The sequence below is a fragment of the Saccharothrix mutabilis subsp. mutabilis genome (genome assembly GCF_039521145.1).
Classification (GTDB): Bacteria; Actinomycetota; Actinomycetes; order Mycobacteriales; family Pseudonocardiaceae; genus Actinosynnema; species Actinosynnema mutabilis.
In genome coordinates this window covers 154,663-169,514 of sequence record NZ_BAAABU010000013.1, presented here as the reverse complement: position 1 = coordinate 169,514, position 14,852 = coordinate 154,663, and the positions used below count along the sequence as shown (strand labels likewise).

14 protein-coding genes and 1 riboswitch are annotated in these 14,852 nt (G+C 71.8%); of the genes, 10 read left to right on the top strand and 4 right to left on the bottom strand.

What is annotated here, in order from left to right; all coding sequences use genetic code 11:
* Positions 1 to 924: an aminoglycoside phosphotransferase family protein gene (locus tag ABD126_RS25495; protein WP_425542880.1), complete on the bottom strand. Its 924-nt coding sequence runs from the start codon at positions 922 to 924 to the stop codon at positions 1 to 3.
* A 70-nt stretch (positions 925 to 994) separates the two neighbouring features.
* On the opposite strand from ABD126_RS25495, the gene ABD126_RS25490 reads away from it, so the two are divergent.
* Positions 995 to 1,978, top strand: a complete 984-nt coding sequence (locus ABD126_RS25490; RefSeq protein WP_343936440.1) for a hypothetical protein — start codon at positions 995 to 997, stop codon at positions 1,976 to 1,978.
* Between the two features lies 1 nt (position 1,979).
* Here the strand turns inward: ABD126_RS25490 and ABD126_RS25485 are convergent, their stop codons facing one another.
* The gene (locus ABD126_RS25485; RefSeq protein WP_343936439.1) at positions 1,980 to 2,318 is read right to left on the bottom strand and encodes a MerR family transcriptional regulator; all 339 of its coding nucleotides are present in this window, start codon (positions 2,316 to 2,318) and stop codon (positions 1,980 to 1,982) included.
* A gap of 96 nt (positions 2,319 to 2,414) precedes the next feature.
* Here ABD126_RS25485 and ABD126_RS25480 point away from each other — a divergent pair, with 96 nt between their 5' ends.
* Positions 2,415 to 3,224, top strand: coding sequence for a TIGR03619 family F420-dependent LLM class oxidoreductase (locus ABD126_RS25480; RefSeq protein ID WP_343936438.1), 810 nt, complete (start codon positions 2,415 to 2,417; stop codon positions 3,222 to 3,224).
* Positions 3,225 to 3,246: 22 nt separating this feature from the next.
* Here the strand turns inward: ABD126_RS25480 and ABD126_RS25475 are convergent, their stop codons facing one another.
* Positions 3,247 to 4,104, bottom strand: coding sequence for an alpha/beta fold hydrolase (locus ABD126_RS25475; protein WP_343936437.1), 858 nt, complete (start codon positions 4,102 to 4,104; stop codon positions 3,247 to 3,249).
* Positions 4,105 to 4,207: 103 nt separating this feature from the next.
* Here ABD126_RS25475 and ABD126_RS25470 point away from each other — a divergent pair, with 103 nt between their 5' ends.
* Positions 4,208 to 4,741 carry a CGNR zinc finger domain-containing protein gene (locus tag ABD126_RS25470; protein ID WP_343936436.1) on the top strand — a complete coding sequence of 178 codons (534 nt, stop codon included), beginning with the start codon at positions 4,208 to 4,210 and terminating at the stop codon, positions 4,739 to 4,741.
* Between the two features lie 150 nt (positions 4,742 to 4,891).
* Positions 4,892 to 5,419 carry a peptide deformylase gene (def, locus tag ABD126_RS25465; protein WP_343936435.1) on the top strand — a complete coding sequence of 176 codons (528 nt, stop codon included), beginning with the start codon at positions 4,892 to 4,894 and terminating at the stop codon, positions 5,417 to 5,419.
* A 224-nt stretch (positions 5,420 to 5,643) separates the two neighbouring features.
* Here the strand turns inward: def and ABD126_RS25460 are convergent, their stop codons facing one another.
* Entirely contained in the window at positions 5,644 to 5,850 is a 207-nt protein-coding gene (locus ABD126_RS25460; RefSeq protein ID WP_343936434.1) for a hypothetical protein, read from the bottom strand.
* A gap of 98 nt (positions 5,851 to 5,948) precedes the next feature.
* On the opposite strand from ABD126_RS25460, the gene ABD126_RS25455 reads away from it, so the two are divergent.
* The 6 genes from ABD126_RS25455 (at position 5,949) to metH (ending at position 14,838) form a co-directional block, all read left to right on the top strand.
* The gene (locus ABD126_RS25455) at positions 5,949 to 6,299 is read left to right on the top strand and encodes a hypothetical protein (RefSeq protein WP_343936433.1); all 351 of its coding nucleotides are present in this window, start codon (positions 5,949 to 5,951) and stop codon (positions 6,297 to 6,299) included.
* Positions 6,300 to 6,542: 243 nt separating this feature from the next.
* The gene (locus ABD126_RS25450) at positions 6,543 to 7,802 is read left to right on the top strand and encodes an ABC transporter substrate-binding protein (RefSeq protein WP_343936432.1); all 1,260 of its coding nucleotides are present in this window, start codon (positions 6,543 to 6,545) and stop codon (positions 7,800 to 7,802) included.
* Positions 7,799 to 8,761: a carbohydrate ABC transporter permease gene (locus tag ABD126_RS25445; protein WP_343936431.1), complete on the top strand. Its 963-nt coding sequence runs from the start codon at positions 7,799 to 7,801 to the stop codon at positions 8,759 to 8,761. Before ABD126_RS25450 ends, ABD126_RS25445 begins: the two co-directional genes overlap by 4 nt.
* Positions 8,754 to 9,581, top strand: a complete 828-nt coding sequence (locus ABD126_RS25440; protein ID WP_343936430.1) for a carbohydrate ABC transporter permease — start codon at positions 8,754 to 8,756, stop codon at positions 9,579 to 9,581. Before ABD126_RS25445 ends, ABD126_RS25440 begins: the two co-directional genes overlap by 8 nt.
* A gap of 4 nt (positions 9,582 to 9,585) precedes the next feature.
* Entirely contained in the window at positions 9,586 to 10,758 is a 1,173-nt protein-coding gene (locus ABD126_RS25435; protein ID WP_343936429.1) for a Gfo/Idh/MocA family protein, read from the top strand.
* A 364-nt stretch (positions 10,759 to 11,122) separates the two neighbouring features.
* Positions 11,123 to 11,200, top strand: a riboswitch (S-adenosyl-L-homocysteine riboswitch).
* Positions 11,201 to 11,223: 23 nt separating this feature from the next.
* Positions 11,224 to 14,838, top strand: coding sequence for a methionine synthase (gene metH / locus ABD126_RS25430; protein WP_343936428.1), 3,615 nt, complete (start codon positions 11,224 to 11,226; stop codon positions 14,836 to 14,838).
* The last annotated feature ends 14 nt before the right edge of the window (positions 14,839 to 14,852 follow it).

Sequence of the window (14,852 nt, the reverse complement as noted above, 5' to 3'; positions counted from 1 at the left end):
CTAGCCGGCGGCGAGCAGCACCGCGGCGATGGCGACCTGGACCGGTTCCAGCGCGGGCTTGCCGTCCTCGACGTCCCACAGCGCGTTCTGCAGCACCCGGCCCAGCGTCCACGCCCTCGCCCGGTCGCGGTCGAGCCCCAGGGTCCCGGTCAGCAGGTCGAACCGGCGGCGCACGCCGCGCGGCACGTCGTCGGCCACCGCCTCCCACCGGTTGTCCAGCGCGGGCAGCAGGTCGAAACCCGGGTCTCCGGCGAGGGACTCCGGGTCGATCGCCAGCCACGGTTCCCGGTCGGCCGCGAGGATGTTGTCGTGGTGCAGGTCCCAGTGCAGCAGCCGGTCACCCGGCTCCGGCAGCACCTCCGCGACCGCCGCCGCGCACGTCCGCACCAGCGCCGCGTCGTCGGGACCCAGCCGCGCCACCGCCCACGGCACCTGGTCGAGCATGGCGGCGGCGATGTCGGCCAACCGGCGCAGGCCGGGCGGCGCGGGCACGGCGGTCAGGCGCGCCAGCAGGCCCGCCAGGACGGTCAACGCCTCGTCGTCGTCGGCGACCGTGGACAGGGGACGGGTCGCGTCGAGGCGTTCCAGCAGCATCACGCCGCCGGTGTCGTCGTGGTCCAGCAGGCGCACGACCCCGTCGCCGTTCCACGTCCGCAGGCCGGCCAGCGCGCCCGCGGTCTCCTCGGTCGGCGGCTGGAGCCGCAGGACGGCCGGCGTGCCGTCGGCCCGCACGACCGGCAGCACGAGCGAGGCCATGCCGTTGCGGACGGCGCCGTCCGGGCGCAGCGACCAGCGTTCGAGGTGTTCGGCGACCGAGGCGGGCAGCGCGGCGAGCCAGGCGCGGCCGGCGGGGGAGCGGTGGGACCGCACGAGCGCGTCGGGGATGTCGAAAGAGGTCATCGTGCCCCCGACATTACCGATCATGAACGCGTCGATGCGGATCGGTGATCCCGTTGTGCGCCTGCGGGGACCCGCGGTCACCTAGGCTGCGCGCATGATCAGGCCGTCCGGGCGCGTCGCCGCCGTCGTGGGGCTGGTGTTCGCGCTGAGCGCCTGCACCACCCAGGTCACCGGGTCGCCGGTGCCGGTGCCCAACCCGACGACGCCGCGGAAGGCGCAGACCACCGCCGAGAGCCTGCTCGGCGACCTGCCGACCGTCGACCCGTGCGGTTACGTCGAGGCCCGCGACCTCAAGCAGTTCGGCGAGGCGGTCGACGGGCGGCCCGAGTCGCTGGACTTCTGCCTGGTCACCGTCACGGTCACCGGCGGCGCGAAGCTGGAGGTCCTGTTCGGCACGCTCGAACAGGCCGCGTCCGAGCGCGACTTCAAGGGCGAGCTGGTGGACTACGAGGACCTGCGGATCGTCGAGGAGCCCGGCGAGTCGGTCCGGTGCGCCCGGCGGCTGGTGTTCACCGACCTGGTCACGCTGTCGGTGAGCGTCGAGAACTACAGCGAGAAGGCCGTGCCCTCGACCGAGATGTGCCGCATCGCCGACCACGCCACGAAGGTCGTCGCCGACCGTGTTCTGGCCAAGGAGGTCGAGCACCGCCGGTTCGGGGCCAAGTCCGTGGGCAAGCTGGTCGCCTGCGACGCCGTCCGGGCGAGCCTGGCCAAGGTGCCCGGCCTGACCGGCCCGAAGGCCTACGAGTACCCGGCGGGCCACCAGTGCCGGTGGAGCAACGACGGCGAGGCGTCCACGCCCCGCGCCCGGCTCACCTACGCGGTGGGCAAGCCGTCCGAGCCCGACGGCAAGGACTCCGTGCGCGAGGACGTCGGCGGACGCCCGACCGTGATCCACAAGTCCTCGGCCTCCTCGGTGTCGTTCTGCGTCGCGGAGACCACGCACATCCCGTTCGAGGACGGGTTGCAGGAGCTGGCGGTGGTCTCGGTGAGCCTGCCGTCGGGCACCCCGGCGGACCAGGCGTGCGCGGCGGTCAAGGAGGTCGCCGCCGAGGTGTGGGCCAAGCTCCCGAAGTAGCTCAGGGCAGGTAGGCGGCCAGCGCGCCCCGGGACTGCTGGAGGCCCGCGATGCGCTCGTCCAGCGCCGCCAGCTCGCGGGTCAGGATCGAGCGCACCTCGGGGCACAGGTCCACCCGCGCCTCGTCGCCGTACGTGCACGGCAGCACCGACCGGATCACCTCCGTGCTCAGCCCCGAGGCCAGCAACGCGCGGATCTGCCGCACGGTGGTGACCGCCGTGTCGTCGTAGTGGCGGTAGCCGTTGGCCGCGCGGCACGTCTCCAGCAGGCCCTGCGACTCGTAGTACCGCAGCAGCCGGGGGCTCACGCCGGTCCGTTCGGACAGCTCGCCGATCAGCATGTGACGCACTCCAGAACACCGAGCAGTTGACCTTGACACCGATGTGAGTGCTTAACGTCGGAGCATGGTCGAACATTTCGTCACGGGAGGGCGGCGGTGAAGGCCGAGCTGGAGGTCGTGCTGCCCGACGAGTCGCCGGACATGCCGCCGCACCCCCTGGCCGACCTCGCGGCGCGGGCGGAAGCGCTGGGCTACCACCGGGTCTACCTGCCCGACCACGTGCTGCCGCCCGACTCCTACGGGCCGGACCGGTACGGCGGCGTCTACGAGCCGCTGGTGGCCCTGTCCTACATCGCCGCCCGGACCAGCGCGATCGGGCTGGGCACGTCGGTGCTCGTGGTGCCGTTGCGCGACCCGTTCGTGCTGGCCAAGCAGGTCGCGACGCTGGACCGGCTGTCCGGTGAGCGGTTCGCGCTGGGCGTCGGGGTCGGCTGGGACCGGGCCGAGTTCGCCGCCCTGCGCTCGGACTTCACCGACCGGGGTGCGCGCACGGACGAGGCGATCCGGTTGTTGCGGCACCTCTGCCACGGCGAGGGGCCGTTCGAGGGGCGGTACTACGGCTACGACACCGGGGTGTTCGAGCCGCGTCCCCTGCGGCGGGTGCCGATCGTGGTGGGCGGGATGAGCGACGCCGCCCTGCGCCGCGCCGCCCGGTTCGGCGACGAGTGGCAGGCGGTGGGGGTGGACCCCGCCGGGTTCGCCGCGCGGCTGGACCGGCTGCGCTCGCTCGCGGACCGGCCGGTCAAGCCGACGGTGCGGATCGCCCACCCCGGCGGGGACGTGGCGGAGGCGGTCGAGCGGGCGCACGCGTTCGCCGACGCCGGGGCGGAGGCGGTCGCCGTGTGGTTCAGCCCGGCCGACGGGTTCGCCGAGCGGATGGCGGAGTTCGCCGAAGCCGTGCGCTGACCTCCGCGGCGACCGCCGGACCTCAGCCCAGGACGCGGCCGAGGAAGCCGCGCGCGTAGCCGGCGATGGTGTCCAGCTGGTCCTCCAGCGCGAAGTGCCCGGCGTCGAGGAGGTGGATCTCCGCGTCGGGCAGGTCGCGGCGGTAGGCGGTGGCGCCGTCCGGCCCGAAGATCTCGTCGTTGCGCCCCCACACCGCCAGCAGCGGCACCCGGCTGTCGCGGAAGTACCGCTGGAACGCCGGGTACGCGTCGAGGTTGTTCTTGTAGTCGCGGAACAGCGCGAGCTGGACCTCGGCGTTGCCCGGCCGGTCGAGCAGCGGCTGGTCGTGCGACCAGGTGTCGGGGCTGATCCGGGTCACGTCCTTCACGCCGTGCGTGTACTGCCAGCGCGTCGCCTCGGCGGTGAGCAGTGCGCGCACGGCGGGTTCGGTGTCCGGGCCGGGCGCGGTGGCGTAGGCGAACAGGGGCTCCCAGAACGGCGTGAAGCCCTCCAGGTACGCGTTGCCGGACTGGGTGATGATCGCGCTGACCCGCTCGGGCTCCCGCGACGCGATCTTCAGGCCGATGGGCGCGCCGTAGTCCTGGATGTAGAGCGCGTGCCGGCGCACGCCGAGCCGGTCGAGCAGCTTCGTGGTCACCTCGGTGAGCCGGTCGAAGGTGTAGTCGAAGTCGTCGACCGAGGGCGCGGAGCTCTGCCCGAACCCGATGTGGTCCGGCGCGATCACGCGGTAGCGGTCGGCCAGCGCGGGGATCAGGTCGCGGAACATGTGCGAGCTGGTCGGGAAGCCGTGCAGCAGCACGATCGCGGGCGCGTCGGGGTGACCGGCCTCGCGGTGGAAGACGCTCAGGCCGTCGATGTCGGTGTGGTGGTAGGTCGTCATGGCGTTGCACCTAACTGTTCAAGTCGCTCAGAACGGTTAGATCAACCCAAGCATGATCCGTGCTAACCTGTCAAGCGTCCGAAAAAGGTTAGGAGGACGAGCCGTGCTGACCGACGCGCTGCGCGCCCGCGACTGGCCCGAGCGGCCCCTGGCCGACCAGCCGCTGGGCCTCGACCTCCTCAACACCCGCTGGATCACCGGCACGACCTGGTACGACGTGCTCGACCACGACGAGTTGACCCGCGCCTGGCTCGCCGACCACGGCCTGCCCACCGACCCCGTGCCCCGCGCCGAGCTGAAGGCGACCCGCGAGGCGGTGATCGCCGCCATCGCCGACGAGGCGAACCTCCCCGCCCTCGACGCCCTGCTCGACCACGGCCGCCTGCGGCTCACCGTCGCCGCCGAGCACCCGGACGTGGCCGATCCGCGCTGGTACGCGGCCTGGGTGTGCCTGCGCGACCACCTGCGCCTGCGCGCCGAACACCCCGACCGCATCCGCAAGTGCGCCAACCCGGACTGCGTCCTGCACTTCGTGGACACCTCGCGCACCGGCCGCCGCCAGTGGTGCTCGATGACGGCGTGCGGCAACCGCCTCAAGGCGCGGCGGCACCACGACCGGCAGCGCGCACAAGCGTGAGCGTCCACGTGCACCCCACGAGTGCGATCAACCCCGCCCCGGTCAACCCATGGAATGCCCGCCGACCGCGTGACCCGGTCGGGCAAGACCCTCGACCGTCGCTGTGGTGACCCGGCTGTTCCCGTTGGCCTCCCCCGAGGAGTTGGCGAAGTGATCGAGGTGGGTCCGCGTCCCCCGATCGTCCTGTTCGGACAGCCCGTCCTGCACACCCCGACCCGGGCGGTGACCGAGTTCGACACCGCCCTGGAACGCCTGGTGGACGCCATGTTCACCACGATGGCCGCCGCGCCCGGCGCGGGCCTGGCCGCCAACCAGGTCGGCGTTGACCTGCGGGTGTTCGTCTACGACTGCGGCCCGGAGGGCAAGGGGTGCGTGGTGAACCCGGTGCTGGAACGCCTGCCGGGCGGCCTGCGGGACGGCGAGGAGGGCTGCCTGTCCATCCCCGGGCTGTCCTACCCGACGCCGAGGGCCAGACGCGTCCGGTGCACGGGCCACAACCTCGACGGCTCCGCCCTGGACATCACCGCCGAGGGCTACCTGGCGCGGGCCTTCCAGCACGAGGTGGACCACCTCGACGGCAAGGTCTACCTGGAACGGTTGGGCGGCAAGGCCCGCCGGCGGGCGGAGGGCGACGTCGAGACGGCTCCCTGGCGCGGCCGGCCGCTGCGCCACGTCTGACCTCCGTCCTCGCCCCGCGCCCGACCGCGCCGTAACGCGGGACCGGCCGCGGGGCCGGCCGACGCGCACCGGGCGGACGCGCACCGGGCGGACGCGCACCGGGCGGACGCGCACCGGGCGGACGTGCGCAGGGCGGACGCGCACCGGGCGGACGTGCGCAGGGCGCGCGGCCGGCGGCCGAACGCCGCCGCCGCCGACATGTCGCGGAAGTACTGCCGCGGTCGCTACAAGTGGTCGGGTTCGTCGTCCAGCGGCACGACGCGGTGCTGGTCGGCGACGTCGGCGGGGTCGGCCTGCTGCCAGGCGTCGCCCAGGGGTGGCACCTCGTCGGGCTCGGCGTCCGGGTCGACCGGGGTGCGCTGGTCGACGGTGTCGCGTTCGGGGAGGTCCACGGCGTCGGCCTGGCGGAAGACCTCGTCCTCCACGCCCATGTGCGAGCCCCTTTCGATCGGTGTCCGGTGGGGGTTCCGGTTCCTGTTCTACCCCGGTTGCCTGGCGGGCGCGAAAGAAAGTCGGCACGATCGTCGGCGTGACCCTCCCGCTGTTCGGCGACCCGGCGCCCGGTCCGGACCTCGACCCGAACCCCGGCGCGCCCGGCGAGGCGTGGGCGGCCGAGCAGTTCCGCGGTCGCGGCCTGCGCATCGGCCGCAACCGCACCGTGCACCGGGCGGGCTTCGTGGTGGACGAGCGCGGTGTCGAGATCCCCGCGCCGGACTGCCACGCGGGCTACTTCGCCGCCGGCCGCCCGTGGTGGCAGGTCTACTTCCCGACCACCGACCCGGTCGACTGCGGCCTGTGCCTGGACGCCCGCCGCCACGCCGCCGGTCCGCCACGCCCGACCGGCCAACTCGCCCTCGACTTCGGCGACCCCTCGGCCTGACCGACGGCCGGGGAGGGCGAGCCCGCGGGGCGCGGCGACACGCAGGTTCTGAACCGGTCCCACGTGGCTGAACCCTGCGCACGATCACGCTCGAAGCTGCGCAAAGCACGCTCAGTGATGAGCGAAGTTGTAATAAACAGCCGTTGACTGCGCAAGAATGCGCACATAGTGTGCCCGCAAGCACAACGTGGTGTGTGACATGGGACAGCGTCGCGCACCCCCCTTGGCGCGAGGAGCGTGCACATGATCAACCGGTGGTGGAAGGCGCTCGCCGCGACGGCGGTCGCGGTGAGCGCCGCGGCCTGCGGTGGCGGCGGAGCGGGTTCGGACGGCGGTCCGGTCACCCTGACCTACGCGATCTGGGACAAGGACCAGCAGCCCGCGATGGAGAAGATCGCGCAGGAGTACACCAAGGCCCACCCCAACGTCACGGTGAAGGTCCAGCTCACCGCCAACAAGGAGTACTGGACCAAGCTGCAGACCGCGGTCACCGGCGGCAGCGCCCCCGACGTGTTCTGGATGAACGGCCCGCGCATCGGCCTCTACGCCTCGCAGGGCGTCCTCCAGCCGCTGGACGAGCGGATCTCCGCCGCCGGCGTGGACACCGCCGCCTACCCGAAGTCCCTGGTGGACCTCTACACGTTCGAGGGCAAGAAGTACGGCCTGCCCAAGGACTACGACACCATCGGCCTCTGGTACAACAAGGCGCTCTTCGACGCGGCCGGCGTCAAGCACCCCGACGCCACCTGGACCTGGGACGACCTCAAGGCCGCCGCGGCCAAGCTGACCGACCCCGCCAAGGGCCAGTACGGCATCGCCGCCCCCGCCGACTCCCAGGCCAACTACTACAACACGATCTTCCAGGCCGGCGGCACGGTCATCGCCCCCGACGGCAAGAAGTCCGGCTTCGGCGACCCCGAGGCGGTCGAGGGCCTGAAGTTCTGGGTGGACCTCATCAAGTCCGGCTCCTCGCCGACCGTCCAGCAGATGTCGGACACCGAGCCGACCCAGCTGTTCTCCTCCGGCAAGGTCGCCATGTACTACGGCGGGTCGTGGGAGGCCAACGGGTTCGCCAAGAACGCCGACCTGACCGGCAAGGTGGACGTCGCCCCGCTGCCCAAGGGCAAGAAGGAGGCGGTCGTCATCCACGGCCTGGCCAACGTCGCCTACGCCAAGTCCAAGAACCCTGAGGAAGCCGCGGACTTCGCCGTGTTCGCCAGCGGCAAGCAGGCGCAGCAGATCCAGGCCGAGGCCGGCGCGGTGATCTCCGCCTACGAGGGCACGCAGGACACGTGGGTCAAGGCGCACCCGCAGTTCCAGCTCCGGGCGTTCATCGACCAGGTCCCCGACTCCGTCCCGCTGCCGCGCTCCAAGAACACCTCCGCGTGGACCAAGCACGCCGAGGACCTGCTCCTCAAGGCGTGGACCGGGGAGAAGGACGTCGCCGACGCGGCCAGGGAGCTGGCCAAGGCCGTGGACGAGGAACTGGGCAAGGAGAAGTGACCACGCTGGAGGAGGTCCCCGTCGCCGCGCCGCCCCGCGCGGCGACGGGGCGACCCGCGCGCAAGGGGCTGCGCCGCCGGGAGTGGCTGTGGGGGTTCGCGTTCATCGCCCCCAACGGCCTGGGGCTGCTGGCGTTCTACATCTGGCCGGTGTTCCAGACGCTGTACTACAGCTTCACCGAGTGGGGCGCGTTCGGCGGCCACACGTGGATCGGCGCGGAGAACTACGTCAAGCTGGTCTCCGACCCGGAAGTGCTGAAGGCGCTGAAGAACACCCTGCTGTACGCGGCGCTGGTGCTGCTCGGCGTGCCCGTGTCGCTGGTGCTCGCGGCCCTGATCAACACGCCGGGGTTGCGGGGCGCGGCGGTGTACCGGGTGCTGTACTTCCTGCCCGTGGTGACGATGCCGGCGGCGGTCGGCATGGTGTGGCGGTGGCTCTACAACGGTGACATCGGCCTGATCAACCACCTGCTGTCGCTGGTCGGCATCGAGGGCCACCACTGGGTCGCCGACCCCCGGTTCGCCCTGTACGCCACGGCGGTCGTGGGCATCTGGATGACCGTCGGCTACAACATGGTGATCTTCGCGGCGGGCCTGAAGGGCATCCCGAAGGACCTCTACGAAGCCGCCGAACTCGACGGGGCCGGGCCGGTGCGGCAGTTCTTCAGCATCACGCTGCCGATGCTCAGCCCCACGGCGTTCTTCGTCACCGTCCTGACCTCGATCGGCGCGTTGCAGGTCTTCGACGTCATCTACCTGATGCTGGGCTCCAACAGCGCCGCGCTGCGCAACCCGGCCATCGACGAGAACCAGACGATCGTGTTCCTGTTCTTCGAGCGGGCGTTCGTGGACAACGACAAGGGCTACGCGGCGGCCATCGCGTTCGTGCTGCTGCTGGTGATCCTGCTGCTGACGATCGTGCAGTTCCGGGCGCAGAAGAGGTGGGTGCACTATGCCTGAGCGGGTGGCGCGGCGGACGTGGCCGGTGCACGCGGTGCTGGTGGTCGGGGCGCTGGTCATGGTCGCGCCGCTGGTGTGGGAGTTCCTGACGTCGGTGAAGTCGTTCGGCGAGTCCGTGCGGGTGCCGCCGACGATCCTGCCGGAGGCGTGGGACTGGTCGAACTACACCAAGGTGTTCCACAGCATCCCGTTCGGCGAGCAGTTGCTGAACACGGTGCTGATGACCGCCGGGCGCACGGCCGGCCAACTGCTGCTGTGCTCGATGGCGGCTTACGCGTTCGCGCGGCTGACGTTCCCCGGGCGGGACGCGATCTTCATGCTGTTCCTGTCGGTGCTGATGGTGCCCAGCCAGCTGTTCCTGATCCCGCAGTACCAGATCATGCAGGAGCTGGGGTGGCTGAACTCGTTGCAGGCGCTGATCGTGCCGGGCGTGTTCAGCGCGTTCGGGACGTTCCTGCTGCGGCAGTTCTTCCTGTCCCTGCCCAAGGACCTGGAGGAGGCGGCGGGGTTGGACGGGGCGAACCCGTTGCGGATCTACTGGCACATCATGCTGCCGCTGGCGCGGCCGGGCCTGGTGGCGCTGGGCATCCTGACGGTGCTGTGGTCGTGGAACGACCTGATGTGGCCGTTGGTGGTGAACAACGACCCGGAGCAGATGACGCTGTCGGCGGGCCTGGCGACGCTCAAGGGCGAGCACTTCACCGACTACCCGGTGCTGATGGCCGGGTCGCTGCTGGCGACGCTGCCCGTCATCGTGGTGTTCATCGTCATGCAGAGGCGCGTGCTGGAGGGCATCGCGTTCACCGGTTCGAAGGGATGAGGCGTTGACGGACCTGCGGATCGGCGTCATCGGCTACGGCCTGCGCGCCCCTCTGATCACCCACGCCCACCGCCCGGGGCGGGGGAGCGCCGTGGTCGCGGTGGCCGACCCCCGCCCGGACCGGCGTGAGCTGGCGGCGACGACCTTCGGCGCGTCCACCACCGCGGACGCCGAGGAGTTGCTGAAGGCGGACCTGGACGCGGTCTTCGTGCTGAGCCCCGACCACCTGCACGTGGAGCACGCACTGGCGGCGTTCGAGGCCGGCGTGCCCGTGTACCTGGAAAAACCCCTGGCGATCACCATCGCGGACGCCGACCTGATCCTGTCCCGGGCCCGCGCTTCCGGCGTGAAGGTCTACATCGGACACAACATGCGGCACATGGCCGTCGTCCAGACCATGCGGAACCTGGTCCTGGACGGGGCGATCGGCGAGGTGCAGGCGGTCTGGTGCCGCCACTTCGTGGGGCACGGCGGCGACTACTACTTCAAGGACTGGCACGCGGAACGCGCCAGGGGCACCGGCCTGCTGCTGCAAAAGGGCGCGCACGACCTGGACGTGATCCACTGGCTGGCCGGCGGCTACACCAGGCGCGTCAACGCGATGGGCGCGCTGTCGGTGTACGGCCGGGTGACCGATCGCCTGACCACCCCGGAGTACAAGACGAGCCACGACTGGGAGGAGTACCGCACGAACTGGCCGCCGCTGGCGCAGACCGGCCTGAACCCGGTGGTGGACGTGGAGGACCTGTCGATGGTCAACTTGGCCCTGGACAACGGGGTGCTGGCGACCTACCAGCAGTGCCACTTCACGCCGGACTACTGGCGGAACTACACGGTGATCGGCACCGAGGGCAGGCTGGAGAACATCGGCGACACCCCGGGCGCGAAGGTCCACGTGTGGAACCGCCGCCACCGCGGCCACGGGGAGCCGGACGTGACGGTCCGCATCCCGGAGGCCGAGGGCGGGCACGGCGGGGCGGACCCCCGGATCGTGGCGGAGTTCCTGGCTTTCGTCCGTTCGGGAGGGGCCACGCTGACCTCCCCGGTGGCGGCGCGGGAGGCGGTGGCCACCGGGTGCGCGGCCACGGAGTCCCTGCGCTCGGGCGGCGTGCCGGTCGACGTCCCCGCCCTGCCGGCGGACCTGGTGGCTTATTACGACGCCGGCCAGCGTTCCTGAGGCCACCCCCGCGCCGCGGGCGCGCCGCCGAAGGCGGGATGCAGTTCGGGCTTGCGCGGGGGCGGCTTGGCGGGGGCGGCGGGCGGGCGAACGAAACGCGCGCCGCCCCACTTCACCGATCGCCACCCACCTCACGCCGCCTTCGCCGCCGCCCGCGCCTGCCGCCGCCCGCCCTCGCCGCCGCCCGCCCGCGCCGCCCGGCCAGTGGAACCGCCGCCCACCGCGCGCCCCCACCCGCCCACATCGTGAGATACCCCAGAGTGTGTCACCTCGCCGTATTCCTGCTGGTAGAAGCCTCGCACTCCACTAAAACCCCAGGTCGTGAGAACCGCTCACGGGTGATCTTTTGCTAAGCTCGCGACCACTGGTCGAGAGGCGCTGCAACGGACTCACGTCCGCCACGCTCGACCAGGTCCGACCACCGCAAGGGCGCCTTCCATGTGACACGCCATGGGAGGAGTCCGGATGTCCGAGGCACTGCGGGAACTGCTGGACCGGAAGGTCGCGGTGCTGGACGGCGCGTGGGGCACCATGCTCCAGGCCGCCGGGCTCGGGCCGGCCGACTACCGGGGCGACCTCATCGCGGACGCCCACCCCAAGGACGTCACCGGCGACCCCGACCTGCTCAACCTCACCCGCCCGGACGTCATCCTCGACGTCCACCGCCAGTACCTGGCCGCCGGCGCGGACATCACCACCACCAACACCTTCACCGCCACCAGCATCGGCCAGGCCGACTACGGCCTGGAGCACCTGGTCCGCGAGATGAACGTCCAGGGCGCCCGCCTCGCCCGCCAGGCCGCCGACGAGGCGGGCGGCAAGTTCGTCGCCGGCTCGGTCGGCCCGCTCAACGTCACCCTCTCCCTCTCGCCCCGCGTCGAGGACCCCGCCTACCGCGCCGTCACGTTCGACCGGGTCAAGGCTTCCTACGCGGAGCAGATCGCGGCGCTGGCCGAAGGCGGCGTGGACCTGCTGCTGATCGAGACGATCTTCGACACGCTCAACGCCAAGGCCGCCATCGCCGCCGCCCGCGAGGTCGCGCCGCACCTGCCGCTGTGGATCTCGGTCACCATCGTGGACCTGTCCGGCCGCACGCTGTCCGGCCAGACCGTCGAGGCGTTCTGGCGGTCGGTCGAGCACGCCGAGCCGCTGGTGGTGGGCGTCAACTGCTCGCTGGGCGCGGCGGAGATGCGTCCGCACGTCGCCGAGCTGTCCCGGATCGCCGGCGCGTACACTGCGGCGCACCCCAACGCGGGGCTGCCCAACGCGTTCGGCGGCTACGACGAGACCCCCGACGAGACCGCCGAGCTGCTGCGGGAGTTCGCCGGCTCCGGCATCGTGAACCTGGTCGGCGGCTGTTGCGGCACCACCCCCGCCCACATCGCGCGCATCGCCGAGTCGGTCAAGGGCATGCGCCCCGGCCGCGGGCCGGTCACCGACGCGCCGCTGACCGCGTTCAGCGGCCTGGAGCCGTTCGCGATCGGCGCGGACACCGGGTTCGTCATGATCGGCGAGCGCACGAACGTCACCGGGTCCAAGAAGTTCCGCCGGCTGATCGAGTCCGGCGACCACCAGGGCGCGGTGGACGTGGCGCTGGACCAGGTGCGCGGCGGCGCGAACCTGCTCGACGTCAACATGGACGCCGACCTCCTCGACTCCGAGGAGGCGATGACCACCTTCCTCAACCTCATCGCCACCGAGCCCGAGATCGCGCGCGTGCCGATCATGGTGGACAGCTCGCGGTGGAGCGTGCTGGAAGCCGGCCTGAAGTGCGTGCAGGGCAAGGGCGTGGTCAACTCCATCAGCCTCAAGGAGGGCGAAGGCCCGTTCCTGGAGCAGGCGCGCGCGATCCGGGCCTACGGCGCGGGCGTGGTCGTGATGGCGTTCGACGAGCTGGGCCAGGCCGACACCGCCGCGCGCAAGGTCGAGATCTGCGGCCGGGCCTACGACCTGCTCGTCGACGAGGTCGGGTTCCCGCCGCAGGACATCATCTTCGACCCGAACGTGCTGGCCGTGGCCACCGGCATCGCCGAGCACGACGAGTACGCCAAGGCGTTCATCGACGCCCTGCCGCTGATCAAGCAGCGCTGCCCGGGCGCGCGCACCAGCGGCGGCATCTCGAACCTGTCGTTCTCCTTCCGGGGCAACGACATCATCCGCGAGGCGATGCACTCGGCGTTCCTGTTCCACGCGGTGCGCGCGGGCCTGGACATGGGCATCGTCAACGCCGGTCAGCTCGCCGTCTACGAGGACATCCCGGCCGACCTGCTCGAACTGGTCGAGGACGTGCTGTTCAACCGCCGCCCCGACGCCACCGACCGGCTGGTCGCGCACGCCGAGACGGTCAAGGGCAGCGGCACGAAGCGGGTCGCCGACCTGTCCTGGCGCGAGGCCCCCGTCGCCGAGCGGCTCGCGCACGCGCTCGTGCACGGCATCGTGGACTTCATCGAGGAGGACACCGAGGAGGCCCGGCAGCGGGCCGCGCGGCCCCTGGAGGTCATCGAGGGTCCGCTGATGGACGGCATGAAGATCGTCGGCGACCTGTTCGGCTCGGGCAAGATGTTCCTGCCGCAGGTGGTCAAGAGCGCGCGCGTGATGAAGCGCTCGGTGGCCTACCTGGAGCCGTTCATGGAGGCGGAGAAGGAGAAGGCCCGCGCCGAGGGCCGCATCGACACCTCCGGCGGCCCCGGCAAGATCGTGCTCGCCACCGTGAAGGGCGACGTCCACGACATCGGCAAGAACATCGTCGGCGTCGTGCTGGGCTGCAACAACTACGAGGTGATCGACCTGGGCGTGATGGTCCCGTCCTCGGTCATCATCGACACCGCGATCGCCGAGGGCGCCTCCGCCATCGGCCTGTCGGGGCTGATCACGCCGTCGCTGGACGAGATGGTCACGGTCGCGGCGGACATGCAGCGCCGGGGCGTGAAGCTGCCGCTGCTCATCGGCGGCGCGACCACGTCCCGCCAGCACACGGCCGTGCGCATCGCGCCCGCGTTCGAGGGCACCACCGTGCACGTCGCCGACGCCTCGCGCGTGGTGGGCGTGGTGTCCGAGCTGCTCGACCCCGACCGCGTCGAGGGCCTGGACGAGCGCAACCGCGCCGAGCAGGAGCGCCTGCGGCGGCAGCACGAGGACCGCAAGCGGGTCGCCCTGCTGACGCTGGAGCAGGCGCGGGCCAACCGCGAGCGGGTGCCGTTCGAGGACCTGCCCACCCCGGAGTTCACCGGCCTGCGGGTGGTCGAGCCGGCGCTGACCGAGCTGCGCGAGATGATCGACTGGCAGTTCTTCTTCCTGGCCTGGGAGGTCAAGGGCAAGTACCCGGCCGTCCTGGACAACCCGGTCGCCCGCGACCTGTTCGCCGACGCCAACGCCCTGCTCGACGAGATCGTGGCGAACGGGTCGTTCCGGGCGCGCGGCGTGCTGGGCTTCTGGCCGGCCGCGGCGGAGGGCGACGACCTGGTCCTGTCCACCGACGGCGGCCCGGTGCGCTTCCCGATGCTGCGCCAGCAGACCGCGAAGCCCGACAGCCGCCCCAACCGCAGCCTGGCCGACTACGTCGCGCCCGAAGGCGACCACCTGGGCGCGTTCGCGGTGGCCATCCACGGCGCCGAGGACCTGGCCGCCCGTTACGAGGCCGAGCACGACGACTACCGGGCCATCATGGTCAAGACGCTGGCCGACCGCCTGGCCGAGGCGTTCGCCGAGCACCTCCACCTCAAGGCGCGGCAGGCGTGGTTCGAGCCCGGTTCCACGCCGGTGCTGGAGGACCTGCACGCCGAGAAGTTCCGCGGCATCCGGCCCGCGCTGGGCTACCCGGCGTGCCCGGACCACAGCCAGAAGCAGGCCCTGTTCGCCCTGCTCGACGCCGGGTCGGTCGGCCTGGGCCTGACCGAGTCGTTCGCGATGACCCCGGCGGCGGCGGTCAGCGGCCTGATCTTCGCCAACCCGGCCGCCCGCTACTTCACCGTCGGGCGCATCGGCCGCGACCAGGTGAAGGACTACGCGGCCCGCAGCGGCGTGCCGGTGGCCGAGGTGGAGCGCTGGCTGCGCCCCAACCTCGCCTACGACGTGGAGTGACCCGCCGGGTGGTG